Genomic DNA, 23,204 nt, shown 5'->3' on the forward strand with positions numbered 1-23,204 from the left:
GGGGATGCTGATCAGGGCAGAAGACGATCGGATCGAGCTGGTCCTCAGCCGGAGGGCGTTCCTGCGGCTGGGCGCGGCCGCGGCCGGCGCGGCGGTCTTCGGCCGGCTGGCCGGAGTGCCGGGCGGGAGCCCGGCCGCGGCGGCCGCCGCCCCGGTCTCGGACCTGAACCTGCTGTTCGCCGGGGGAACGTGGAAGGAGTACTTCGAGCGGATCTACGCCCGGCCCTTCGAGAAGGCGAAGGGAGCGCGGGTGGTCTTCAGCGTCGGCGACTCGGCCCAGCAGATCTCGCGGGTCATCGCCGAACGCGACAACCAGCGGTTCGACATGATCCACATCCACCAGTATGCCGCGGCCCAGTTGAACGAACTGGGACTGCTCGTGCCCCCGGACCCGCGGACCGTCACGAATCTCAAAGATGTCGACGAGGCCTTTCGCTTCCCGTACTTTGTCGGCAAGGTGCTGGCGCCCTTCGGCCTGGCCGTGAATACCCGTCGGGCGCCGAAGAAGGTGACCTCCTGGAAGGACCTCTGGGATCCCGCCTTTACCGGCCGGGTGGCCATCCCGAAATGGGAGTGGGTGGGCAATACCTGGTTCTACGCCGTCAACCGGGTCTGGGGCGGCACCGAGACGAACATCGACCCGGGCATTGCCAAGTGCCGCGAGCTGGTGCGCACCAACCGCGCCGTGATCATGAACAACGTCGAGCACGGCATCGCCCTGCTGACGAGCGAAGAGACCTGGATCCAGCCCTTCTACACCGCCCGCACCGAGCAGGCCCGCGACGCCGGGGCGCCGGTGGAGTTCGTCTTCCCCTCCGAGGGGGGGCTGAACTGGACCTTCAACCTGGGGATCATCCGGGGACGCAGCCCCGCCAGCACCGCGCTGGCTCAGGAGTTCCTCAACTTCACGCTGGATCCGGTGCAGCAGGCGCAGTTCGGCATCCTCACCGGCTATCCGCCGACGAACCGGCGGGCCCAGGCGCTGCTTCCGCGCAACTCCAACGTCCTGCTCACTCCGGAGCAGATGGCCAACCTGGGCCGGATGCGCTTTGACATCAAGGCCATGCTGGCCAACCGCGACCGGCACGCGGAGCGCTGGAACAAGGAGGTCCTCGGCTGACCCGGCCATGGCCGTCCCCCTGACGCTGGCGGGGGTCCAGAAGTACTACGGCCACGTGCTTGGGGTGGGACCGGTCAGCCTCGAGGTGGCCCCCGGGGAGTTCGTCTCCCTCCTCGGCCCCTCCGGGTGCGGGAAGACGACGACGCTGCGCCTCATCGCCGGGCTGGAGCGGCCCACGGCCGGATCGATCCGCATCGGCGACGAGGACGTGACCGGCGTGCCCAGCTATCGCCGCAACATCGGGCTGGTCTTCCAGAACTACGCGCTCTTCCCCCACCTCTCCGTCTTCGACAACGTCGCCTTCGGGCTCCGCTACCGCGCGGTGACCGGCGCGGAGGCGCGGCGGCGCGTGGCCGAGGCGCTGGAGCTGGTGGGGCTGGCCGGCTACGAACAGCGGTTGCCGCGGCAGCTCTCCGGCGGCCAGCAGCAACGCGTGGCATTGGCCCGCGCCGTCGTGATCAACCCGCGCATCCTGCTGCTGGACGAGCCGCTGAGCAACCTCGACCTGGCCCTGCGTCAGCGGATGCAGGCCGAGATCAAGCGCATTCAACGCGAGGTGGGCATCACCACCGTCTACGTCACCCACGATCAGACCGAGGCCTTCGGCCTTTCGGACCGCATCGCCGTGCTCTTCCACGGCCGCCTCCACCAGTACGCCCGGCCGGACGAACTGTACGAGCGCCCGGCGACGCCCGAGGTCGCGGATTTCATCGGCGAGACGAATACCCTGCACGGCCGGCTGCGCCGCGACCGCGGCCGGGTCGTCTTCACCACGACCCGGGGCACGGAGCTCGTGGTCTCCCCCGAGCATGTGCCCGCCGGCGAGGAACGCGTGCGCCTGTTCATCCGACCGCACCGCGTTCGCTTCCTCCCGCCGGGGGCGGAGGCGGAGGGCCCCAACCTCTTCGAAGCGACCGTGGAGCGCCTGATCTTCGGCGGCGACGTGCTGCGGGCCACCGTGCGCCTCCGGCAGGGCGATGTCGTTCAGATCAGCGCCCACAACCGCCGGGAGACTCGCGCCGCCCTGCAACAGGGGTCGCTGCGGATCCAGCTTCTGCCCCAAGACCTGCAGGTGTTTCCCTCCAACGGAAGGGAGGCCGACCGTGTTTCAGTTCGGTGAGACGACGGTGGCCCCCGGACAGGTGGCGCGGACGAGCTTCCGGCTGCTGACCTGCCCGGACGGCGACGCCGTCGATGCGCCCGTCGTCATCATGCACGGGGCGCGTCCGGGGCCGGTGCTGTGGATCCAGGCCTGCATCCACGGCAACGAGGTGGGTGGCACGCTGGCCCTCCACCGGCTGCTGGCCCTGCTGCCGCCGTCGCGCCTCCGGGGGACCATCGTCGCCGTCCCCATCCTCAACGTGCCGGCCTTTCGCGCCCGCAGCCGCGAGAGCCCCGTAGACCACGCCAACCTCAACCGGGTGTTCCCCGGCAGCGCCGCCGGCCGCTTCAGCGACCAGATGGCCCACCGGATCTGGGGGCTGGTGCGTGAGACGGCGACCGCGGCACTCGACCTCCACAGCGCCGGCGATCTGGGCCGGGTGCCGTTCTACGCCATCTACCACGCGGACGGCTCGGCGGCCAGCCGCACCGCCCGCCGCATGGCCGAGGCGGTGGGCACGCCGTATCTGTGGGCCTCGCGGGCGGACTGGCTCGCCGGGGCGATGTTCACCCGCCTGACGCAGGAGGGGATTCCGGCGGTGATTGTGGAGGTGGGCGGCGGCGACGTCACCGACGACGACCTCCGTCACTTCGAGCAGGCCCTCCGCGGGGTCCTGGCCGCGCTGGAGATGGTGGACGAGCCGGTCCTCCGCCAGCAGCGCTACACGATCCTCGGCGCCTCGCAGATGATGCAGGTGCGGCGGGGCGGGATCCTCATCCCCGGGGCCCGGCCCGGGGAGATCGTCCCCCGGGACGCGGTGGTCGCCGAACTCGTCGACGCCTACGGCGACGTCGTGGAAACGGTGCGCGCCCCCTTCGACCGGGGGTTCGTGGCCTCGATGCGGCGCCGCGGCCTCGCCGTCCATCCGGGCGAGCGCGTCAGCATCATGCTGGAGGTCGCAGGCGAGGAGACCGGCGGTGGGGCCTGAAGACCGGCGCCGCTACCTGCCGGAGATGACTGGCTGAGTGTGTCCGTGACCTTGCCAAGGGCCGGCCGCGGTCGCGGCCGGCGCGCAGGGAGGAGGCCTTGAGATGACGGAGCAGACGGCCATCGTAGGAGCGCGGCTGATCGACGGCACGGGGGCGGACCCGGTGGACCGCGCGGCGCTGGTGTTTGAAGGGGAGCGGATCGTCGCCGCAGGCCCGGCCGCCCGGGTGGCGATCCCTGGTGGAGCCCGCGTCATCGACGGCGACGGCCTGACGGTGATGCCCGGGCTGATCGACGCCCACGTGCACATCACGATGACCGGCGGGGCCGACCTCCTGGCGATGTCCCTTCAGCGGTCGCTCCCTGAGGTGGCGTTCGACACCGTCGGCCACCTCGCCGCCACCCTGGAGGCCGGCGTCACGACCATCCGGACCGTCGGAGACATCGGCCACATCGACATTGCCGCGCGCGAGGCGATCACCCGGGGACGGATCCGCGGCCCCAGGATCGTGGCGGCCGGCAAGGGGCTGACCTCCACGGGCGGCCACGGCACCATCGTCCCCCCCTGGATCCGCGTCGCCCACGGCGACATCTCCGAGGTCGTGGACGGTCCCGAGCAGGGGCGCGCCGCCGTGCGCCGACAGGTCGAGGCGGGATGCGATCACATCAAGGTCTTCCAGACCGGCGGGGTGATCGACCCGGGCGGGCGGATCGAGGCGGAGGAGTTCGACGAGGAAGAGCTGCGGGCCATCGTCGGCACGGCCCGCCTCGCCGGTCGGCCGGTGGCCTGCCACGCCCACAACAAGAACGGCATCCTGCGGGCCATCGCCGCCGGCGTACGCTCCATCGAGCACGGCATGTCCTTCGACGAGGAGTGCGCCCTGCGGGCCGTGGAAGGCGGCGTCTTCCTCGTGCCGACCCTCATCGTCATGGAGCAGATCCTGCGCCGGGGGCGCAGCGCGGGACTCCCCCAGTTCATGATCGACAACGTCGGCGACCGGACAAAGCAGCACCACGCCCACGTCCAGCTCGCCTACCAGATGGGGGTGAAGATCGCCGCGGGAACGGACGCCGGGTCGGTGCTCACCCCCCACGGGGCGGCGGGGATGGAGGTGGCGATGCTGGTCCGGGCGGGGCTCCGGCCGCTGGATGCGATCCGCGCCGCGACGATGACGGCGGCGGAACTGCTGGGTTTGGGCCCGCGCCTGGGATCCCTCCAACCCGGCAAGCTGGCCGACGTCATCCTCGTCGCCGGCGACCCTCTGGCCCGTCCCGAACTGCTGGGCCAGCCGGAGGCGGTGACGGCGGTCTTCGTCGGAGGCACCCAGGTCAAGGGCGTCGCCCTGACGCTGTGAGGCGCCCCCGCAGCGGGCGGTAGTCGGGCGGCGGCCCCGGCGGACCTTGCGCCGGGGCCGCCGCGGATCACCCTACGGGCCGATGAAGCGGTTCGTCCAGAGGATCCCTTCCTTCGCCGACGGCTTGAAGGGAATCTGGCCGTCGTCGAGCATGAACTGCAGGTGCTTTTCCATCATCGCCTCGCTGATCCGGCCGTCTTCGGAGAGGGCGGGGATGATCTCCCGCAGGGCCAGGGTCAGCACCTCCGGATCGGTGCGCGGGAAGTGCTTGCGCAGGTGCTGGACGGCGGCGGCCTGATCGGTGCGCATCAGCCGGTTCGCCCGGTTCACGGCCCGCACCCAGCGTCGCAGCAGGTCGGGGTTCTGGTTGGCGTAGACATTGTGGACGGCGATGCCCGTGTACATGAAGTTGTCCAGCTGCGGGACGTCCCCGGCCGACGATTTGATCACCACCACGCCGAACCCGTCCTTCTCGGCCAGGTAGGGGGTGGGCGCAGACAGGTGGAAGGCGTCGATCTGCCGCGTGCGCAGGGCGGCCAGCAGCGCGCCTCCGCCGCCCACCGCGATGAGCTGCGCGTCGCGGTCGGGATTCAGCCCGGCCAGCTTGAGGTAGTAGCGCATGTAGACGTCGGTGGCCGCTCCGGGCCGGGTGATGCCCAGCTTGAGCCCGCGCAGGGCGGCAAAGCGCTGGGCGATGGGCGTGGCGCGGCTGACGTTGCGCGCCCGGGCCACCTCGGGATGCATGACCATGTCCAGGGTGACGCGCTTGGTCAGGTTGTAGATGAACAGGATCTGCTTGCCCTGCCGGCGCAACTGCACCGCCTGGAACGGGTCGGCGTCGAAGAACTGCACCTGGCCGGAGACCAGCGCGGCGATGCCCAGGGCGCCGCTCTCGACCTCGATGAGTTCCAGGTCGATGCCTTCCTCCGCCATGTACCCCGCCGCTTCGGCGATGTACACCGGCGCCATGAAGAGCGTTCCGGTGTGCGCCTCACGGATCCGCACCCGCGGCCCCGGGCCCGCGGCGCCGCCGGCACCGAGGGCCGCCGTCAGGATCATCAGGACGGCGCAGGCCGCCGTCCACCGCCTCCATCGCATGCCCCCCTCACCTCCCCCGAGTCTCACACCCTCCACCCGCTAGGGCACATCGCGCAACGTCCCCGCCTTGGGATGCCAGCGCATGAGATGGCCGCCGAGCAGGGTGATGCCCAGGTTCATCACCAGCACCACGACCAGCAGGGCGAAGATTCCGGCGAACAGCCCCGGGGTGTCCAGCCACCCCGCGGCCCGGCTGATCAGGTGCCCCACCCCGCGGTTGCTGGAGATGAACTCGCCGACGATGGCGCCGATCATGGCCTGCGGCACCGTGATCTGCAGGGCGGCGATGATGAAGGGCGTGGCGGCGGGGAAGACCACCTTGCGCACCAGATCCCAGGAGGACGCGCCCATCACCCGCGCCACCTGGAGCAGCTGGGGCGGCGCGGCGCGGACGCCGGCGATGGTATTGATGAACACGATGAAGAACACCATGACGGCCGCCACGGCGATCTTGGAGGTGATGCCGATGCCGAACCAGAGGATGAACAGCGGCGCCAGGGCGATGCGCGGGATCCCGTAGAAGGCCACCACGAAGGGCTCGACGATCCGGTAGACGACGTCCATCCGGGCCAGGGCGAAGCCCAGGATCAACCCCGCCGCGGCGCCGATCAGGTAGCCGACCGTGGCCTCCACGATCGTGAACTGCAGGTGGTACAGCAGGGCTTCTTTCGTCAGCATGGCCCACAGGGCGCCGGCGATGGCCGAGGGCTTGCTGACGAAGAACTGCTCCACCACCCGGCCGCTCGCCACCTCCCAGCCCAGCAGGAAGGCCAGGGCAAAGAGCAGCCGGCCGACCAGGGTGGCGCGGCGCTCGGCCCGGGCCCGCAAGGCCTCTTCCCGCTCCACCCGCTCCAGCAATCCGCTGCCGGCGGGCAGCGCCGGACCGCCGGGCCTCACCGCCGCCTCACGCAGGGCCATGCGCGGCCGCCTCCTGGTCCACCATGGTGATCTCCTCCTTCAGGTCGTGCCAGAGCCGCTCGTAGAACGCGGGGAAGAGCGGATCGGCGTGGATGCGAAAGACGTCGCGGGGCCGCGGCAGGGGAACCGGATAGACCCGCTTGATCGTCCCCGGCGCGCGACTGAACAAGACGATCTCATCGGACAGCGCGATGGCCTCGACCAGGTCGTGGGTGACGAAGACGATGGTCTTGCCGCTCCCCTCCCACAGACGCAGCAGCTCGTCCTGCAGGAGCACCCGGGTCTGGGCGTCGAGCGGGCCGAAGGGCTCGTCCATCAGAATGACGTCCGGCTCGTAGACCAGGGTGCGGATCAACGCCGTGCGCTTGCGCATCCCGCCCGAGAGTTCGTGGGGGTAGTGGTGCTCGAACCCGCTCAGCCCCACCCGCTGGATGTAGCGCCGGGCCCGCTCCCGGCGCGCCCCCGCCGCCACGCCGCGGAACTCCAGGGCCACCTCAACGTTCTCCAGCAGCGTCCGCCAGGGCAGCAGGTTGTCGTCCTGGGTGATGTAGCCGACATCGGTGTTCACCCCCTCCACGGCGCGGCCCTTGTAGCGCACCTCGCCGTCCGTGGGACGGATCAGCCCGGCGATCATGTTGAGCAGGGTAGACTTCCCGCAGCCGGAGGGACCGACGAAGCTCACGAAACGGCCCTGGGGAATGGTGAGGCTGACGTCGTGGAGAGCCAAGAAGGCGTGGCGTCGCCGGCGCTCGGTGCGCGCCACGAATACCTTGAAGACGTCCCGGGCCTCGATGATCCCGGGGGCGGCCGTCATCCCGACACCTCAGGGACACACTGGGCTGGTCGCCGGCGCGACCTTGGCCCCATAATTCGGACCCGCAGGTGGCGATTCCCTTCTCTCGAGTTCCTCGTCCTGGAGGGGATGCAGGCCGGGCTGAGCTGGGACCTGATCCTGCGCAAGCGGGACCGCTTCCGCGCCGCCTTCGACCACTTCGATCCCCAAGAGGTGGCGCGCTACACGCCGGCACAGGTGCGCCGGCTGCTCCGCGATGGCGGGATCGTCCGCAACCGGGCGAAGATCGAGGCGGCGATCGCCAACGCCAGAGCCGTCCTGAAGATTCAGGAGGAGGTCGGCTCATTCGACCGGTTCATCTGGGGGTTCGTCCGCGGACGACCGCTGCAGGGGCGGCGGCGGCGCCTTGCCAACATCCCCGCGAGCACGGAGCTCTCGGTCGCGATGAGCAAGGAGCTGCGGCGCCGTGGATTCCGCTTTGTGGGCCCGACGATCTGCCACGCCTTCATGCGGGCCGTGGGGCTGGTGAACGACCACACGGTGCGCTGCTTCCGTTACCGGCAGCTCGCCGCGCCAGGCTACTCGCCACCTGGCGGCCGTTCAGGCCTGCGCGCGGTCCGCCTGGGGCCGCCGCACCGACGGTCAGCGCGTGCGGGCGAGCAGCGCCGCGACCTGTTCCAGAAACCTCTGATCGTCGCGACCGAAGGCGCCGATCTGGTCGCTGTCGATGTCGATCTCCCCGATGACGCGCCCGTCGCGGACGATGGGAACGACGATCTCGGACTTCGTAGACGGGAAGCAGGCCAGGTAGCGGGGATCCTGCGAAACATCGGCGACGATCTCGGTCCGGCCCGACGCGGCGGCGGCGCCGCAGACGCCCGTGCCGATGGGGATGCGCGTGTGCGCGGTGGCCTGGGGCCCCCGCCACTCGCCGAGCACGAGGTCGGATCCCTCCACCCAGTACAGACCGACCCACGAATAGTGCGGGAATCGGTCGTGGAGATAGTCCACGACGGCCTGGGCGGCGGCCGCCCCCCTCCGGGCGGCCAGCAGGGCCTCAATCTCCGTCAGCGCCCCCGCGTAGTCGGCGACCGCGCGCATCAGCCCTCGTACTCCAGAATCCGCGGTCTCAGGTGGCGGGCCAGTCCCAGCTGTGCCGCCATCAGGCTGGTCCAGCTCACCACGCCCTCGATGAGGGCGAGCGCCTCCTCCTCGGCCCGCTCCCGGCTGATCGACGGATGGTCCAGCGTGCCGAGCAGATGATCCACGCGCCGGCAGATCGCGCCCACGTCGTCCAGCAGGTCGCCTCCGATGCGCAGTCCGTCGGCGGTGACCGCCCGGGTCGGACGCCTGGCCAGCAGGCGGCGCTGGGCGGCGGCCCACTGGCCCAGGTCGGCGATTGTCGTCCGCGCCGCCGCCGGACCGCCTTCGACCGCTACGGCGACATAGGCCTGCGCGGCCCGCCAGACCTGGCGCACGATGGCGGCCAGGAAGCGCCGGTCGTCCGGAGTCAGGGCACTAGCCTCCGAGTTCCTGCGCATAGGTGATGGTGAACTCCTCCGGGGTGCGCCGGCCCCGGGCAATGGCCCGCCGGCCCACCATCATGGTGAAGTCGATCGCCGCCGGACGCAGCACGCCCATGATCGACCCCGTGGCCAGTTCCGCCTCGCCCCGCAACTGTTCCCGGTTCCGCGCAGGGGAGTGCGCCGGCCGGTACAGCACCGCGTCCCAGACGATGTCGATGTACCGGCCGCCGGCGGAAACGCGCACCGATCGGACGGTCCGCGGCCCCAGGACGTTTTCGGCCAGATTTCTGGCCACCACCTCCGGGGCGGCCTGCTGGGCGCGGGCCGGCGCGGCGGTCAGCAGGACGGCAACCAGGACGACGAGCCGGTACACCGTGATGGGACCACTTCCGCGCCTGCCCGGCGGTCTCCTGTGCCCAAGGGGACAACCCGACGGAGGGGGCCTCCGGGCCCTCCGTGGAAACTCTCCACCACACGATGACCGTCCATGGCGAGGTCCCGCTGTCGGCGATTCTGGCGGAAACGGTCGCCGACGAAGACGTCACCCTCGGAGAGCTCCTCGATCGCCTGGCGCGCCGCGGCTTCGGAGTGCTCATGATCGCTCTGGCCCTGCCCACCCTCATCCCGGTCCTTCCGCCGGGTACGGCCGCGTTCATCGGCCTGCTCTACATCATCCTGGCCGTCCAGATGCTGATCGGCCTGAATGAACCCTGGCTCCCCGCGCGGCTGCGGAGGTACCGGCTGAGCTATCGGACCATCGCCGCCCTCCGCGAGCGTGGAGTGCCGCTGCTGCGCCGCATCGAGCGTTTCTCGCGCCCGCGGCTGCTGTTCCTTGACGACCGCATCACGGCCCGCGCCGTGGCGGCGGTCGTCCTGGTCCTGGGGATCGTCCTGCTCAGTCCGGTGCCCTTTCTCAACACCCTCCCGGCGGTGGCCGTGCTGCTGCTGGGCATCGGACAGCTGAACCGGGACGCGGTCTTCCTCCTGGCCGGACTGCTGCTGGGCGTGGTCGTGGCGCTCATCATCGTCTTCGGGGTGGGCAGCCTGTACGCGTTGTTCAACCTGCTGCGGAGACGACTGTGACGGCCGCCCGGGTGCGCTGGGGAGTCCTCGGCGTGGCCTCGATCGCCGTACGCCGACTCATCCCCGCCATCGCCCGGTCCCAGACCGGCGTGCTCCAGGCCGTGGCCAGCCGCGAGGAGCGCCGGGCCCGGGAGGCGGCGGAGCGATTCGGCTTCAGGCGCGCCTACGGCTCCTACGAGGCGCTGCTGGCCGACCCGGAGGTGGACGCCGTCTACATCCCGCTGCCCAACAGCCTGCACCGAACCTGGACCGAACGGGCCGCGGCGGCCGGCAAGCACGTCCTGTGCGAGAAGCCCCTCGGGATCACCGCCGACGACGCGCGGGCGGCGGTGGAGGCCTGCGCCCGGGCCCGGGTCGTGCTGATGGAAGCCTTCATGTACCGCTTCCACCCGCAGATCGAGCGGATGGTGGAGCTGGTGCGGTCCGGCGGGATCGGGCCACCCTGGCTGGTGCGGGCCGCCTTCACCTTCGGAGTCGGCCCGGGGCCCAACATCCGGCTGGAGCCGACGCTGGGGGGCGGAGGACTGCTGGACGTCGGCTGCTACTGCGTGAACGTGGCGCGCCTCATCCTGGGCGAACCTCGCACGGCCTTCGCCGCGGCGGAGGAGGAGCGCGGTGTGGACGTGCGGCTGGCCGGCGCGCTGCGCTTCGACGGCAGCCGCATGGCCCTGGTGGACTGCGGACTGCGCGCGCCCTACCGTCAGGTCTGCGAGGTCGTCGGCACGGAGGGCAGCCTCCTCCTGCGCCGGCCGTTCCAGCCCGAGGAGGACGCCACCGAGATCGTCGTCAGACGAGCACGCGGCGAGCCGGAGGAGCGGATCGAGATCCCGGGGACCAACCAGTACGTGCTGATGGTGGAGCACTTCGCCGCGGTGGTGGCCGGCGCGCCCGCCCGCTACCCTCCGCAGGATGCGGTGGCCAACATGCGGGCCCTGGATGCGCTGGCCGCCGCGGCCCGCACCGGAGCGCCGGCGGAGGTGGCGGAAGGATGAGCGGGCGCGAGGCGTTAGAGGAGAGCAAGGGAGGGACGACGATGGCCGAACTCGCCGGACAGCGGTGCGTGCCCTGCCGGGGCGGCGACCCCCCGATGACGGCGGAGGAAATTGCGCAGATGCAGCCCCAGGTGCCCGACTGGCAGGTCGTCGCGCCGGAGGGCATCCCCCGCCTGCAGCGCACGTTCACCTTCAAGGACTTCGCCCAGGCGCTGGAGTTCACCAACCGCGTCGGGCGGATCGCCGAAGAGGAGGGCCACCACCCGGCCATCCTCACGGAGTGGGGTCGGGTCACCGTCTCCTGGTGGACGCACAAAATCCGGGGCCTGCACCGCAACGACTTCATCATGGCGGCGAAGACCGATCGGCTGTACGCGGCCGCCCGCGCCTGATCAGCTACCCGCCGACCGGGACCAGACCGCTAGCGCAGGGACTGCCCGATCAGGCTGACCCCGGTCACGAGCACCAGGAGCAGTACGAGGCGCCGGAAGAGCTCCGCCGGCAGCCAGTCCTGGATCCACAGCCCGATCCGCGTGCCGAGCAGGGCCGGAAGGCAGGCCAGCAGCGCGTAGAGGGCGACGGTCGGCGTGTAGAGCCCCAGACGGTAGTAGCTCACGGCCTGCGTCAGGCCGCCGAGCATGAACGAGGCGGTCAACCAGAAGACGAAGACCCGCTTGTCCACCCGCAGCGTGTGGATGTAGGCGGCGATCGGCGGGGCGAAGATCCCGGTCACACCCCCGACCAGCCCGGCGAACAACCCCACCGCGGTCCCCGCATACGGCTGGAGCTCCCGCGGGACGGAGGGCACCAGGTCCCAGAACGAAAGGCCTGCGAACACCACCGCGGTGGCTCCGACCACGGCCGTGAGGAGCTCAGGGTCGAGTCGCCCGAGGAACGGCGCGCTGGCCAGGGTGCCCACAACGACGGCCAGCAGCATGCCTCCGAACCGTCGGAAGTCCCCGGAGGTCCCGCCGCCGCGCAGGAGGATGGTGAAGTTCGTGACCACCACGGGGATGGCGATGAGCAGCACGGCGTTGCGGGGGCCGACGAGCAGCGTGGCCAGCGGGACCGCGATGAGGGGAAAGCCGAACCCCAGGGCCGCCTTCACCGCGGTGGCGAGGACGATGACCAGCAGGACGAAAGCGAACGGAGCATTCAGGGCGAGGGCGTCGTCCATCCCGGCAACACAACTTCTCCGCCTGGCAGGGGAAGCCTTCGCCGTATGGAAACCCTTTTCCATAATTCCCTGAGGGGAGCGCTGCCAGTGAACAAGGCCTATGAATCCTTCTACCTGCACGACGTGCCCGCCGCGGGCCGCAAGCGCAACCTCCTCGCCCTCTCCTATGCGGAGGTGGCGGAGCGGTTGCGCGAACCGGGCCAGGACATCATCCTGGTGCCGATCGGCAGCACGGAGAAGCATGGAGCCCACATCCCGCTGGGGACCGACAGCTACATCACGATGACCGCGGTCGTTCAGGCCAGCGAGCTCGCCGACTGCCTGTACACGCCCCTGATGCCTTTCGGCTACTCCCCCCACCACATGGGACGCCTGCAGGAGGGCGCGGGGACGATCACGCTGCGTGCCGAGACCTACCGGCGGATCCTGCACGACGTGGCCCGCAGCCTCATCTTCCACGGCTTCAGCCGGATCATCTTTGTCAGCCACCACGGCTCAAACACGAAGCCCATCGACGAGGTCCTGCGCGCGCTGCGATACCGCACCGGCGCCTTCCTGGCCTTCTACAAGACGCCCACCGAGCGCGAGATGAACGTCCTGCGGGGGGTCATCGAGAATCCGCCCGAGGAGACGCCGGGCTGGCACAGCAGCGAACTGGAAACCTCGTGCCTCATGGCCGTGCACGCCGGCCTGGTGAACATGAAGGTCGCCGTCCAGGATCGGGCCCACGCGCCGCGCTGGATGGGCCCGAAGTTCTCGAAGACGGACGGCACGGGGACCGTGGTGTTCCAGGAGTCGGAGAACATCTGGGTCCCGATGGAGCACCACGAGTACTCGGACACCGCGGTCATCGGCAATCCCTTCCGTTCGAACCCGGAGAAGGGCGAGGAGATCTTCCGCCGCATGGCCCGGCACCTTGCCGACTTTGTGCTGGAAGCGCGCACCTTCCCCGTGGAGATCGTGCAGCGCGATTATCCGGAGCGGGCCTGGAGCGAGTAGCGCCGTCATGGGCGCCTCCGATCTCACCGTGGACGAACTCCGGGCGGAGCTGGTCCGCGTGGCCCACCGCGCCTTCGACCTCGGCCTGACCCTGGGCATCAGCGGCAACCTCAGCGTGCGGGTCCCGGACAGCGACAGGATCGTGATCAAGGCCACCGGGGTGTCCATGGGCGACATGACCGTGGAGGACACGCTGCTGCTGGACCTCGCCGGGCGGGTCCTCGAAGCGAGCCCGCGTCGGCCGTCCAAGGAACGCTTCTTCCATCTCGCCATCTACCGCGCGCGACCCGACGTGGGCGCCGTCTCCCATCTGCATCCTCCCCACGTCCTGGCCTTCGCGGCGCTCCACCGGCTCCCGCCGCTGCTCACGGGCGCCTCCCGGACGTTCCTGGGAGGCAAACTCGCGCTGGTCCGGCCTGCCCCCTCAGGCTCACAGGAACTGGCGGACCTCGTCGGGCAGGCCTTCAGCAACCCGGCCATCGTCGCCGCGATCCTGGCCGAGCACGGCAGCGTCACCGTGGGCCCGGACCTGCGTCAGGCGTTCTACCTCAGTCAGTATCTGGAAGACGCGGCGCGGACCGCCCTGCTCGTCGATCGGCTTCGGCAGATGGGGTGAATCGTGGGCGGCGCGGCACAGACTCCGCGGGTGGTGGCCATCGTCGCGACGCTGGACACCAAGGAGCCGGAAGCCACCTTCCTCGCGGAGGCGGTCGCCGCCCGAGGCTATGAGCCCCGTCTCCTCGATGTCAGCATCAGGGGATCGCGCGCCAGCATGCGCCGGGACGAGGCGATGGCCGCCGGTGGAGCGGAGGCCGCCCGGATCCTCGACGGACTCTACCGGCAGCGCGCCCTGGCCGGGGTGCTCGGGATCGGCGGCAACCAGGGCACGGCCGCCGCGGCCATTGCCATGCGCGACCTGCCGATCGGCGTTCCCAAGGTCCTCGTCTCCACGATCGTCTCCGGGAACCTCCGTCCCTATATCGGGGCGAGCGACATCGTCATGATCCCGGCGGTCGGTGACCTCCTCGGCGGCACGAACCGGCTGACGCGCGCCGTGCTCGCCCAGGCGGCCGCGATCATGGCGGCGATGATCGACTCGCGGGCCGCCGGCACCGTCTCCACCGCGACGCCGGCGGTGGCGCTGACCGCCCTGGGGAATGTGGAACCGGCGGCGCGCCGCATCATCCAGGCCCTGGGCCAATCCGGCCTCGAGGTCATCCCCTTCCACGCTTCGGGGGCGGGCGGCACGGCGATGGAGGCCCTGATGGAGACCGGGATGTTTGCCGCCGTGGCGGATCTGGCCACCCACGAACTGCTCGGCGAGGTCGTGGGAGACGACATCTATGCCCCGGTGCGGCCCGGGCGGCTAACCGTGGCCGGCCGCCTCGGGATCCCTCAGGTCGTCGCGCCCGGAGGCCTCGATTTCCTCGTGTTCGGCCCGCCGGACAGCGTGCCGCCGGCCTACCGCGGGCGGGCGACCCACCGGCACAACCCGTACAACACAAACATCCGCGCCTCCGCGGACGAGCTGCGCCGCGCCGGCGAGACGATGGCCAGGCGCCTGCGGGAGGCGCGCGGGCCGGTGGCCTTCATCGATCCCCTGGAGGGATGGTCCCAGGTCGGGCGCCGCGGCGGCCCGTTGTGGGATGCGTCGGCCAACGAAGCTTTTCGGATCGCCCTGCGCGAGGGGCTCCGCGACGCCCCCGTGCAGTACATCGCGATGGAAGCGGCGATCAATGACCCGCCGGTCGCCGATCAGGTGGTGCAGCTGTTGCGGCAGTGGCTGGGGAGGTGATCCCATGCTGGTGAGAGAGACGCCCCGCAATATTCCTGCACAGATGCGGGCCTGGGCGTTGTTCGGGCCGGGGGACCTGCGGCCCGTGGTCAAACCGGTGCCGGCGCCCGGGCCGGCCGAGGTCCTGATCAAGGTGGAGGCGGTGGCGATCTGCGGCACGGACATCGAGATCTACCGGAAAGGACTGCCGGCGATGATCGAGGGGCAGCTGCCGTTCAACGGCAGCCACGTCATCGGCCACGAGTACGTCGGCACCGTTGCCCAGCTCGGCCCGGGGGTCGACGAGTTTGCGGTCGGAGATCGGGTGATCGTGGAGGTCCATGCCGGCTGCGGCCGGTGCGAGCGCTGCCGCCACGGGATGTATACGTCCTGCCTGAACTACTCGTACCGGGCCAAGGGCCATCGCGCCAACGGCTTCACCACCGACGGAGCGTTCGCCGAGTACGCGGTGAATCACATCAACACCGTCTTCCCCCTGCCTGCGCACATCCCGTTCGATGAGGCGACCCTGGCCGTCACCGCGGGGACGTCGATCTACGGGCTCGACGTGTTGGGGGGCCTCATCGCCGGGGAGTCCCTGCTGGTCATCGGGCCGGGGCCGATCGGCCTGATGACCGTCGCCTGCGGCAAGGCGCTGGGCGCGGAGGTTATCTTGGCCGGTACCCGCGAGAGCCGGCTCCGGCTCGGCCGGGACCTCGGGGCCGACCACGTGATCAACGTGCGCGAGCGCCCGCTGGTGGAGACGGTCAAGGCGCTCACGCCCCGCGGGCTGGGGGTCGACCTCGTCATGGAGTGCTCGGGATCGCCCGAGGCGGTCAATCAGGCCCTGTACTGCACCAAGCGGGGAGGGCGGATCTGCCTCGCCGCGTATGCCAGCGATCCGGTGCAGCTCGACGCCGCCTACATGGTGCGCAACAACATCTACATGTACGGGATCCGCGGGGAGGGAAACAGCGCGACGAAACGGGGGCTGGCCCTGATGGCGCAGGGGAAGATCTCCGGCCGGCCGTTCATCACCCATCGCTTCACCCTGGACGAGTTGCCCAGGGCGCTTGAAACGTTCGAGAAGCGCATCGAGGAGGCGATCAAAGTCGTGGTCACGCCGTAGACCGCAGGCGCGGCCCGAAGGGGGAGAGCGTCATGGACGCACCGATGAAGAAGTACATGCGGCCCGGCATCGTCAGCTTCAAGGCGTTCCCGCTGGAGCAGGGCACCGGGCCGATCCTCGAGAGCCTGTCGAAGATCTGCGAGGACGATTTCTTCAGCGCGGTCGAGGTCGGCTGGATCAAGGATCCGCTGGTGCGGGATGAGGCCCGACGGATCCTGGAGCAAAGCCATGTCGAGGTCTGCTATGGCGCACAGCCGGCGATGTTCAGCCAGAAGCTGAACATCAACGCCCTGGACCCCGAGGCCCGCCGGCGGGCGGTGAACCAGATGAAGAACTGCATCCGCGAGGCCGCGCACCTCGGTGCGCGGTGGGTGCGGGTCTTCTCCGGCAAGGATCCCGGGCCGCAGCGCAGGGAGGAGGCGAAGAAGATCCTGGTCGACTCCCTCCTGGAGATCTGCGAGTTTGCCCAGGGGCAGAACAACCCGGGCCTCACCCTGAAGATCTTCGACCGGGCGATCGACAAGGAGTTCCTGGTCGGCCCCTACCAGGACGCCCTCGACGTCGTGCGGGCCGTGCGCCAATCCTTCCCGACGTTCGGCCTCCTGGTGGATCTCTCGCACTTCTCGCTCCTGGAGGAAGACCCTGCGGTGGTCATTCCCGCGCTGCGGCCCTACCTGGTGCATGTGCACATCGGCAACGCCTATCTCCGGGACCGGCGGCACGTCGCCTATGGCGACCTGCAGCCGCGGTTTGGCTTTCCGGACAGCGAGGTCACCGTCGACGACGTGCGCGCGTTCTTCCGGCTGCTGCTCGATCAGGGGTTCTTCAACCCCGTGGACCGCCCGGTGTGCAGCGCCGAGGTCCGGCCGCTGGTGGCCGGGGAGCGCTCGGAGCTGATCATCGCCGGCACCAAGCGGGTGATGGCAGAGGCATGGGCCCTGGCCTGACGGCCCCTCCCACGCACCGTCGCCGTCGCCGGGCGTCCGCGCGGCGCCGGATCGTGACGATCCTCGACGTGGCCCGCCACGCCGGGGTCTCGCCGGCGACCGTGTCGCGCGTGTTGAACCAGAGCAGCCATCCGGTGAGCGCCGGGGGTCGGCGGCGGGTGCTGGCGGCGGCGCGGAAGCTCGCCTACATCCCGAACCTCCTGGCCAGGAGCCTGCTGACCCAGCAGACCGCCGCGCTGGGCGTCCTCATTCCGGACGTCTCGAATCCCTACTACGCGGCGGCCCTGCGCGGGATCGAGGACGCCGTGGAGCCGACCGGGCGGACCGTCATCCTCTGCAATACCGATCGCGACCCGGAGAAGCAGCGCCGATACCTGCGCGCCTTGATGGAGCGCCGTGTGGACGGCCTGATCATCGTCGGCGGATCCTTCGGCCGCGAGGAGTCGGAGATCATCGGCGGCGATCTCCCGGTGGTCATGATCGGCCGGCACCGGGTCCGGTTCCCCTCGGTCCGTATCGACAACGAGGAGGCCGCCGCGCTGGCCGCCGGGCATCTGATTGCCCTCGGGCACCGGCGCATCGTCCACCTGGCCGGACCGGCCGCCTCGCTGACCGCCGCCGACCGGCGCCGGGGCTACTGCCGGGCGTTGGAGGGCGCGGGCATCCCGGTGGACCCCGGGCTGATCATCGAAGTGGGCTTCACCCCGCGGCAGGTGGGGGCCGCCGTGGGCGCGGCGTTTCAGGCCCCCCGCCGGCCCACGGCGATCCTGGCCGCCAACGACCAGGTGGCGATCGGGGCGATCAGAGCCCTGCATGAAGTGGGGCTGCGCGTGCCCGACGATGTGTCGGTCGTGGGCTTCGACGACACGCCCCTCGCGTCGTACACCATCCCCGCGTTGACGACCGTGGCGGTGCCCAGCCGTGACCTCGGGTACCGGGCGGCGGCCCTGCTGGCGGCCGCTCTGGAAGGCCGCCGCACCGCCTCCGTCGTCCTGCCGTGCGAACTGCGAATTCGGGAATCGACAGCACCACTCAAATCGAGGAGGGGGTAGCCGTGCGCAGCGGTGCTCTGCGGTGGATGTTGGCGTGCACAGTGGTGGCCATGCTGGGCGTCTGGGCGGCGGGCATGGCCCAGGCCCAGGTCCGGGTGACGATCCTGGGAGGGATCGTCGGCGGCGGTCCGTATCTCCAGGCGGCCGGATTGGGCCAGATCATGTCGGAGCACATGAGCACGGTGGTCCAGGGAACCGTGCAGGCGACCCCGGGGCTGGGGGCCAACGCCCTGCGCCTGGCCAGCGGGCTGGGCGACATTGCCGTGATCGTCAGCACCGACGGATTTCAGGTGCTCAAGCGTCAGGGTCCGTACGCCGAGGCCAAGAAGTTCCCGCTGCAGATGTACCCGACCGTGCCCGCCCAGTACGTGCACTTCATCGTGAAGCAGAGTTCGGGGATCACAAAGTTCGCGGATCTCAACGGCAAGCGCATCAACGTCCTGACCCGCGGGTCCCTGGCCGATCAGCTCGGGACGCGGCTGCTCGAGGTGCTGCGGGTGCGGCCCAGCCGTGTCTACCACTACCCCCACGGTGAGGCGGCCAGTGCGCTGCAAAACGACGAGGTGGACGCGGTCGTCGCCGGCGGCATCGCCCCGGCCTACAACGAGGTCTCGCTGAAGCACCCGGTCCGCGTCCTGTCCTTCACCGATGAGGAGGTGGCCCTGCTCAAGGAGCGCCTCCCGCAGATCCCGGTGACCGAGGCCGACTTCTCGTCGTCCTATCGGGGCGCGGGGAAGGCCCGGGTCATGGCCCCCTGGGCGGTGATGGCCGCGCGACACGACCTGGACAGCACCCTCGTCTACCAGATCACGAAGACCGTCTACGCCAACTTTGCCACGGTGGTGAAGATCTACAAGGAAGCCGAGAGCATGACCCTCCGCACGGTGCTGCAGACCCTGTATCCGCTGCATCCCGGGGCGTTGCGCTACTACCGCGAGGCGGGGCTGCGGATCCCGCCCGAGATGCTGCCGCCGGCGGACCTGCCCAAGTAGGCGGCGGTCAGAGGCCGGGCGATGGGCCAGACCCTGACCCGCATCTACCGGGCCGCAGCGTTCATCTTCGCGCTCGTCTTCCTCGTTGAGGCCTGGCGGGCGGGGCTGGATCTGCTCGTCGAACGGCCGCTCTTCGTGCTGTTCGCCCTGGTCTTGATCTTCCTCGAGGCCATGGCCAAAAGCGGGCGGATGCGGCCCCTCGAGCTGCTGCTGATCGTCCTGACCATCCTCTCCGTGGGGTACGTGGCCGTCAACGCCGACACGATCGCCTACCAGGGCGGAATCGCGCGGAGCAACCAGATCGTCCTGGCGGTCGTCGCCCTGGTCCTCATCCTCGAGGCCACCCGCCGGACCATCGGCTGGACTCTGCCGATCCTGGTCTTCGTCATGATCGGTTACGCCGTGGGCGGCGCGTTCATCCCCGGGAGGTGGGGGCATGCGGGTTTCACCATCCAGGACATCCTGGGCTATCTGTACCTGACCTCCGACGGGATGTGGAGCCTGCCGGTAGGTGTCGCCGCAACCTACATCCTGGTCTTCATCGTCCTGGGGCAGGTCATGATGAAATCCGGCCTCGCCGATCTGCTCAACGCCTTCGCCATGCGGGTGGCCGGTCGGATCCGCGGCGGGCCGGCGCAGGTCTCCGTGCTGGGCAGCCTGGGCTTCGGCATGGTCTCGGGTTCGGCCCCGGCCAACGTCGCCATCACGGGATCGGTGACCATCCCCCTGATGAAACGGTACGGCTTTCCGCCGGCCTGGGCCGGCGCGGTCGAAGTGGCCAGCAGCGCGGGTGGGCAGCTCATGCCTCCGGTCATGGGAGCGGCCGCCTTCATCATGGCTGAGCTGATCCGCGTGCCCTATGCCCAGATCGCCGTGGCCGCCCTCGTTCCGGCTGCGCTCTACTACCTGGGCATCGGCGCCTCCGTGTACTTCTGGGCGGGGGCCGCGGGGCTGCGCGGGTTCAGCCGTGAGGAACTGAACCAGGGGTTCATGACCATCCCCCGGGCGCTGCGCCGACGCGGACACCTGCTCATCCCCTTCGCGGCGCTGATCTGGCTCGTGATCGGAGGCTGGCACGCGCCACGCGCCGCGGCCCTGGTGGTCGTGCTGACGATCCTGACGTCGCTCGGGCATCGCGAGACGCGGATGAGCCTGGGAACCGTCTATGGCGCGTTGGCCGAAGGGGGCACGAAGACGCTGGAGGCGGCCATGGGCACCGCCGCCTCGGCGCTGATCTACTCGATGATCGTGTTCACCGGGATCGGGCTGAAGTTCTCGAGCCTGGCCGTCGCCGCGGCCGGCGGCAACACGCTGATTGTCCTCCTCTTCGTGGTGGCCGCGACCCTCATCCTCGGCCTGGCGCTACCCACCACGGCCGCCTACCTCATCGCCGCGGCCACGGTCGCGCCGGCCCTTGAGCAGGTGGGGGTGCCGACGCTCGCCGCCCATATGTTCATCTTCTACTACTCGGTGCTGGCGACGATCACGCCGCCCGAGGGCATGGCCCTGTTCACGGCGTCTGCCATCGCCGGGTCGAACTGGATGGAAACCGGCCTCCACGGCATGAAGCTCACGCTCTCAGGCTATCTCGTGCCCTTCGGCTTCATCTTCATGCCGACCCTGCTCCTCATCGGCAGGGCCTCGGACATGGTGCTGCACATCGCCACGGCGGCGGTGGGCATCGTCTTCCTGTCGGCAGGCGTCATGGGATTCCTGACCCGCCGCCTCCACGCCGTCGAACGCCTTGCCCTGATCGTCGGGGCGGCGCTCCTGTTCCAGCCCGGGATGGCCCCATCGCTGGCCGGGCTCGCGGTATGCGTGCTGGTTCTGCTGCGCTCGGCGGCCAGAGGCCGGGGGGAGCCGCGACCGGCCGAAGCCGGAGGCGGCGGGTAGCTAGAGCGGGATCTCCTGGTAGGGCTGCGTGCACGGCGTCCCCGACGCCACATACAGCCGGCGTGCCGTGAGATCTTCGACCACCGAGACCACCGTCTCCACCCGCTCCTCCTCCGGGAGGGCGGGATTGGGATGCCGGCACAGCGACTCCGGTCGCCCCTCGTGGTCGCGCAGGATCTCCATCAAGGTCCGGGCATTCAACGCGCGCCGCCGCGCCCCCTCGACGAGGAGGCGGTGCATCCGCCGGGCGCGGTGGTAGGTCGAGGTCTTCTCCTCCGCCAGCGGCTGCCAGATCTTCAGACGGTCGGGATCGACGAAGTGGTTGGCGTGGGCCAGCACCCCGTCGTGGGGGGCCAGCGCGCAGGCGGCCTCCGGGGCCGCCTCGACATTCACCACCTCCGCCGCACCGTCGGCCTGACCGATCAGGAAGTTGGCCGAGCAGGAGCGCGGTTCGTCCGTCACCACTTGCACCGCGTCACGCAGCGAGCGCGCGTGCAGGACGCGCCAGGTGCGGACGTGGAAGGGCGTGCGCAGTTGCCGCCAATCGTCGCGGGAACTGAGCAGGCCGTTGATCACCAGTCCCAGGCCGTGGCCGTTCATGCCGATCTTGCCGCCGACGATCCCCGCCTCGGTGAAGGCCACTACCGCGGTGGCGCCCGTCCGCCGTCGCAGCAGGACCCCGCGGACGGCGGGGAACCAGTCCCAGTTCTGCCCGAGGTAGAGGTGGCCGTCGGCCGAGGCCTCCGGCGTCACGGCGAAGGCCGTGCACCCTCCGGCAGGAATGCCGCAGGACGTCGCCTCGGCCCGGTTGATGGTCGAGTACTGGCTGTAGAGGAGCTCGTAGCGCGCATTCAGCACCGCGACGTCATCCAGGGAGATCCCGGCGCCTTCGGCGATCCCCCGCATCGCCGCCCCGTAGTCCGGTTCCACGCGGTCGATGACCGCCAGGTACATCCGCGCCCGGTCGCGCGTCTCCTGCAGCGTGAGGCGCGCCTCGCGGCGGAAGCGGTCGTAGTAGATGCGCAGGTTGTCCGCGATGGCCGCGGCGCAGGCTGCGCCGTGGGCCACGCCGTCGGCGTGGGGCTCGCCGGGGAGCTCCACGATGGGCAGCCCGGACACGAGACCGTCCTTTCGCCCTCCGAAGGGCGAACTCATGCCCGCAGCACGCGCAGGAAGTCGATCCAGGCCGGCTGCCGGACGAACCCCAGTTTGGCGTTGATCGCCAGCATCGGGGCGTTGCGGCTGCTGTTGAAGGTACGGATCTCCCGATAGCCCATGACCTGCGCGTACTCCACGGTGCGCAGCTTGAGCGCGGTGGCGATCCCCAGGCCCCGGTACTCCGGGAGCACGGCGGTCAGCTGCTGCCACAGGACGCCCGGGTCGGATTCGCTGCGCTTGAGCGCGCTCTCCCCCACGTAGAGGTCGCCCTTCTTGACCAGGAAGAACGCGTCGAGCAGCGCCTGCGGATGGCGGACCTCATCGTCCACGAACCGCTCGAAGGACGGCGGGGTGGGGAGATCGGGATCCTCGCGCGGCGCGCCCAGGTCCAGGGTGCCGTGCGCCTGGTACACCGCCCCCAGGCACTGCGGGTCGCGCCGGAGCTCGTCCTTGAGCGTGGTGATGGTTACCCCGGCCTCCGCAACCCGGCGGGTGGAGGCGGCGAAGGGGGCCAGGTCCACCGCCGTCACGGCTAGCCGGGACTCGAAGACCCGGGCGTACTCGTCGAAGCCGAACCCGCGGAGAAAGGCCACGGCGTGCGCGTAATCTTCCCGGGCCCAGGACTTGACGCGCCTCGCCCCCCGCTCTTCGAGACGGCGCAGGTGGTGGCGCATCAGCGCGGTGCCGATCCCCCGGCGGTGCGCCTGGGGATGGACGGCGACGAAGAGCTGGTATTTGTCGGGATGAAACGACCAGGGCAGGTGCGCGTGGAAACCGTAGCCGGCGGCCCGCCCCCGCTCCTCGGCGATGACCCACTCCCGGACGAACCGCGCCTCGTCGAAGCGGCGATAGCGGTCGCGGACCTCCGCGGCCGACAGCGGTACGTCGGGGAAGTTGGCCCGGTAGATCTCCGCCACCGCCGCAAAGTCCGCGTCGCAAAGTGGCCGAATGTCCACGTGCTCAGCGATCTGTGCCATCGAGGCCCTCCTCGAACTCCTTGACGAAGGTCACCCAGGCCGGCTGCCGGACGAAAGCCCAACTTGGCGTTGATCGCCAGTGCATGGCTTCTCCCTCCACCCTGTGGCCTCGAAAACAAACGGCGCAGAGCG

At 70.2% G+C, this 23,204-nt stretch carries 24 protein-coding genes and 1 pseudogene; 16 read left to right on the forward strand and 9 right to left on the reverse strand.

Annotated features, from left to right (window positions below; genetic code table 11):
- Positions 1–4 precede the first annotated feature (4 nt).
- From QN141_08905 to QN141_08920, 4 genes are all read left to right on the forward strand, one after another.
- Complete coding sequence (locus QN141_08905) at positions 5–1,120, forward strand: extracellular solute-binding protein (GenBank protein ID MDR7558596.1); 1,116 nt, start codon at positions 5–7, stop codon at positions 1,118–1,120.
- 7 nt (positions 1,121–1,127) lie between these two features.
- On the forward strand, positions 1,128–2,240 hold the full coding sequence (locus tag QN141_08910; GenBank protein ID MDR7558597.1) for an ABC transporter ATP-binding protein: 1,113 nt from the start codon (positions 1,128–1,130) through the stop codon (positions 2,238–2,240).
- A complete protein-coding gene (locus QN141_08915; protein MDR7558598.1) occupies positions 2,224–3,210 on the forward strand; it encodes a succinylglutamate desuccinylase/aspartoacylase family protein in 987 nt (328 codons plus the stop codon). Before QN141_08910 ends, QN141_08915 begins: the two co-directional genes overlap by 17 nt.
- Positions 3,211–3,313: 103 nt before the next feature.
- Complete coding sequence (locus tag QN141_08920; GenBank protein ID MDR7558599.1) at positions 3,314–4,564, forward strand: amidohydrolase family protein; 1,251 nt, start codon at positions 3,314–3,316, stop codon at positions 4,562–4,564.
- A 72-nt stretch (positions 4,565–4,636) separates the two neighbouring features.
- Here the strand turns inward: QN141_08920 and QN141_08925 are convergent, their stop codons facing one another.
- From QN141_08925 to QN141_08935, 3 genes are read right to left on the reverse strand one after another with little or no spacing between them, the layout of a single operon-like run.
- Positions 4,637–5,662, reverse strand: coding sequence for an ABC transporter substrate-binding protein (locus QN141_08925; GenBank protein ID MDR7558600.1), 1,026 nt, complete (start codon positions 5,660–5,662; stop codon positions 4,637–4,639).
- 39 nt (positions 5,663–5,701) lie between these two features.
- Positions 5,702–6,580 (reverse strand): ABC transporter permease, encoded by an 879-nt coding sequence (locus tag QN141_08930; GenBank protein ID MDR7558601.1) that lies wholly within the window; start codon positions 6,578–6,580, stop codon positions 5,702–5,704.
- Positions 6,567–7,394, reverse strand: coding sequence for an ABC transporter ATP-binding protein (locus QN141_08935; GenBank protein ID MDR7558602.1), 828 nt, complete (start codon positions 7,392–7,394; stop codon positions 6,567–6,569). The genes QN141_08930 and QN141_08935 overlap by 14 nt, the downstream gene beginning before the upstream one ends.
- On the opposite strand from QN141_08935, the pseudogene QN141_08940 reads away from it, so the two are divergent.
- Positions 7,314–7,916: pseudogene (locus QN141_08940) on the forward strand (DNA-3-methyladenine glycosylase I). The gene QN141_08935 and the pseudogene QN141_08940 overlap by 81 nt on opposite strands.
- A 99-nt stretch (positions 7,917–8,015) precedes the next feature.
- Here the strand turns inward: QN141_08940 and QN141_08945 are convergent.
- From QN141_08945 to QN141_08955, 3 genes are read right to left on the reverse strand one after another with little or no spacing between them, the layout of a single operon-like run.
- Positions 8,016–8,474 carry a GAF domain-containing protein gene (locus tag QN141_08945; protein ID MDR7558603.1) on the reverse strand — a complete coding sequence of 153 codons (459 nt, stop codon included), beginning with the start codon at positions 8,472–8,474 and terminating at the stop codon, positions 8,016–8,018.
- On the reverse strand, positions 8,474–8,914 hold the full coding sequence (locus QN141_08950) for a hypothetical protein (GenBank protein MDR7558604.1): 441 nt from the start codon (positions 8,912–8,914) through the stop codon (positions 8,474–8,476). The genes QN141_08945 and QN141_08950 overlap by 1 nt, the downstream gene beginning before the upstream one ends.
- On the reverse strand, positions 8,892–9,272 hold the full coding sequence (locus QN141_08955; GenBank protein ID MDR7558605.1) for a hypothetical protein: 381 nt from the start codon (positions 9,270–9,272) through the stop codon (positions 8,892–8,894). The genes QN141_08950 and QN141_08955 overlap by 23 nt, the downstream gene beginning before the upstream one ends.
- An 83-nt stretch (positions 9,273–9,355) precedes the next feature.
- Between QN141_08955 and QN141_08960 the strand changes: the two genes are divergently transcribed.
- From QN141_08960 to QN141_08970, 3 genes are read left to right on the forward strand one after another with little or no spacing between them, the layout of a single operon-like run.
- The gene (locus tag QN141_08960; protein MDR7558606.1) at positions 9,356–9,982 is read left to right on the forward strand and encodes an exopolysaccharide biosynthesis protein; all 627 of its coding nucleotides are present in this window, start codon (positions 9,356–9,358) and stop codon (positions 9,980–9,982) included.
- Entirely contained in the window at positions 9,979–10,974 is a 996-nt protein-coding gene (locus QN141_08965; GenBank protein ID MDR7558607.1) for a Gfo/Idh/MocA family oxidoreductase, read from the forward strand. The genes QN141_08960 and QN141_08965 overlap by 4 nt, the downstream gene beginning before the upstream one ends.
- A gap of 41 nt (positions 10,975–11,015) precedes the next feature.
- A complete protein-coding gene (locus QN141_08970; protein MDR7558608.1) occupies positions 11,016–11,366 on the forward strand; it encodes a 4a-hydroxytetrahydrobiopterin dehydratase in 351 nt (116 codons plus the stop codon).
- 29 nt (positions 11,367–11,395) lie between these two features.
- Here QN141_08970 and QN141_08975 read toward each other — a convergent pair whose 3' ends face one another.
- Positions 11,396–12,151 (reverse strand): sulfite exporter TauE/SafE family protein, encoded by a 756-nt coding sequence (locus QN141_08975; GenBank protein ID MDR7558609.1) that lies wholly within the window; start codon positions 12,149–12,151, stop codon positions 11,396–11,398.
- A gap of 87 nt (positions 12,152–12,238) precedes the next feature.
- Between QN141_08975 and QN141_08980 the strand changes: the two genes are divergently transcribed.
- Genes QN141_08980 through QN141_09015 form a run of 8 tightly spaced genes read left to right on the forward strand, consistent with a single transcriptional unit; the run spans position 12,239 to position 20,937 of the window.
- Positions 12,239–13,150 carry a creatininase family protein gene (locus tag QN141_08980; protein ID MDR7558610.1) on the forward strand — a complete coding sequence of 304 codons (912 nt, stop codon included), beginning with the start codon at positions 12,239–12,241 and terminating at the stop codon, positions 13,148–13,150.
- Positions 13,151–13,157: 7 nt separating this feature from the next.
- Positions 13,158–13,766: a class II aldolase/adducin family protein gene (locus QN141_08985; protein ID MDR7558611.1), complete on the forward strand. Its 609-nt coding sequence runs from the start codon at positions 13,158–13,160 to the stop codon at positions 13,764–13,766.
- A 3-nt stretch (positions 13,767–13,769) separates the two neighbouring features.
- Entirely contained in the window at positions 13,770–14,945 is a 1,176-nt protein-coding gene (locus QN141_08990; GenBank protein MDR7558612.1) for a Tm-1-like ATP-binding domain-containing protein, read from the forward strand.
- Positions 14,946–14,949: 4 nt separating this feature from the next.
- Complete coding sequence (locus QN141_08995; GenBank protein ID MDR7558613.1) at positions 14,950–16,053, forward strand: alcohol dehydrogenase catalytic domain-containing protein; 1,104 nt, start codon at positions 14,950–14,952, stop codon at positions 16,051–16,053.
- Between the two features lie 32 nt (positions 16,054–16,085).
- A complete protein-coding gene (locus QN141_09000; protein ID MDR7558614.1) occupies positions 16,086–17,000 on the forward strand; it encodes a TIM barrel protein in 915 nt (304 codons plus the stop codon).
- Positions 17,001–17,053: 53 nt separating this feature from the next.
- Positions 17,054–18,052 carry a LacI family DNA-binding transcriptional regulator gene (locus QN141_09005; GenBank protein ID MDR7558615.1) on the forward strand — a complete coding sequence of 333 codons (999 nt, stop codon included), beginning with the start codon at positions 17,054–17,056 and terminating at the stop codon, positions 18,050–18,052.
- Between the two features lie 2 nt (positions 18,053–18,054).
- Positions 18,055–19,044: a TAXI family TRAP transporter solute-binding subunit gene (locus tag QN141_09010; protein MDR7558616.1), complete on the forward strand. Its 990-nt coding sequence runs from the start codon at positions 18,055–18,057 to the stop codon at positions 19,042–19,044.
- A 21-nt stretch (positions 19,045–19,065) separates the two neighbouring features.
- Positions 19,066–20,937 (forward strand): TRAP transporter fused permease subunit, encoded by a 1,872-nt coding sequence (locus QN141_09015; protein MDR7558617.1) that lies wholly within the window; start codon positions 19,066–19,068, stop codon positions 20,935–20,937.
- Here QN141_09015 and QN141_09020 read toward each other — a convergent pair whose 3' ends face one another.
- Both QN141_09020 and QN141_09025 read right to left on the reverse strand, forming a co-directional pair.
- Positions 20,938–22,056, reverse strand: a complete 1,119-nt coding sequence (locus QN141_09020) for a C45 family peptidase (GenBank protein MDR7558618.1) — start codon at positions 22,054–22,056, stop codon at positions 20,938–20,940.
- A 32-nt stretch (positions 22,057–22,088) separates the two neighbouring features.
- Positions 22,089–23,072 carry a GNAT family N-acetyltransferase gene (locus QN141_09025; GenBank protein MDR7558619.1) on the reverse strand — a complete coding sequence of 328 codons (984 nt, stop codon included), beginning with the start codon at positions 23,070–23,072 and terminating at the stop codon, positions 22,089–22,091.
- Positions 23,073–23,204: the final 132 nt, after the last annotated feature.

Source organism: Armatimonadota bacterium (assembly GCA_031459765.1).
Lineage (GTDB): Bacteria > Sysuimicrobiota > Sysuimicrobiia > Sysuimicrobiales > Kaftiobacteriaceae > Kaftiobacterium > Kaftiobacterium secundum.

What these genes read in the sequence shown, in the direction of transcription:
- QN141_08905 (MDR7558596.1), top strand. Translation starts at nt 5, where the DNA reads ATGCTGATCAGGGCAGAAGACGATCGGATCGAGCTGGTCCTCAGCCGG.
- QN141_08910 (MDR7558597.1), top strand. Translation starts at nt 1,128, where the DNA reads ATGGCCGTCCCCCTGACGCTGGCGGGGGTCCAGAAGTACTACGGCCAC.
- QN141_08920 (MDR7558599.1), top strand. Translation starts at nt 3,314, where the DNA reads ATGACGGAGCAGACGGCCATCGTAGGAGCGCGGCTGATCGACGGCACG.
- QN141_08925 (MDR7558600.1), bottom strand. Translation starts at nt 5,662, where the DNA reads ATGCGATGGAGGCGGTGGACGGCGGCCTGCGCCGTCCTGATGATCCTG.
- QN141_08930 (MDR7558601.1), bottom strand. Translation starts at nt 6,580, where the DNA reads ATGGCCCTGCGTGAGGCGGCGGTGAGGCCCGGCGGTCCGGCGCTGCCC.
- QN141_08935 (MDR7558602.1), bottom strand. Translation starts at nt 7,394, where the DNA reads ATGACGGCCGCCCCCGGGATCATCGAGGCCCGGGACGTCTTCAAGGTA.
- QN141_08945 (MDR7558603.1), bottom strand. Translation starts at nt 8,474, where the DNA reads ATGCGCGCGGTCGCCGACTACGCGGGGGCGCTGACGGAGATTGAGGCC.
- QN141_08950 (MDR7558604.1), bottom strand. Translation starts at nt 8,914, where the DNA reads ATGCGCAGGAACTCGGAGGCTAGTGCCCTGACTCCGGACGACCGGCGC.
- QN141_08970 (MDR7558608.1), top strand. Translation starts at nt 11,016, where the DNA reads ATGGCCGAACTCGCCGGACAGCGGTGCGTGCCCTGCCGGGGCGGCGAC.
- QN141_08975 (MDR7558609.1), bottom strand. Translation starts at nt 12,151, where the DNA reads ATGGACGACGCCCTCGCCCTGAATGCTCCGTTCGCTTTCGTCCTGCTG.
- QN141_08985 (MDR7558611.1), top strand. Translation starts at nt 13,158, where the DNA reads ATGGGCGCCTCCGATCTCACCGTGGACGAACTCCGGGCGGAGCTGGTC.
- QN141_08995 (MDR7558613.1), top strand. Translation starts at nt 14,950, where the DNA reads ATGCTGGTGAGAGAGACGCCCCGCAATATTCCTGCACAGATGCGGGCC.
- QN141_09000 (MDR7558614.1), top strand. Translation starts at nt 16,086, where the DNA reads ATGGACGCACCGATGAAGAAGTACATGCGGCCCGGCATCGTCAGCTTC.
- QN141_09015 (MDR7558617.1), top strand. Translation starts at nt 19,066, where the DNA reads ATGGGCCAGACCCTGACCCGCATCTACCGGGCCGCAGCGTTCATCTTC.
- QN141_09025 (MDR7558619.1), bottom strand. Translation starts at nt 23,072, where the DNA reads ATGGCACAGATCGCTGAGCACGTGGACATTCGGCCACTTTGCGACGCG.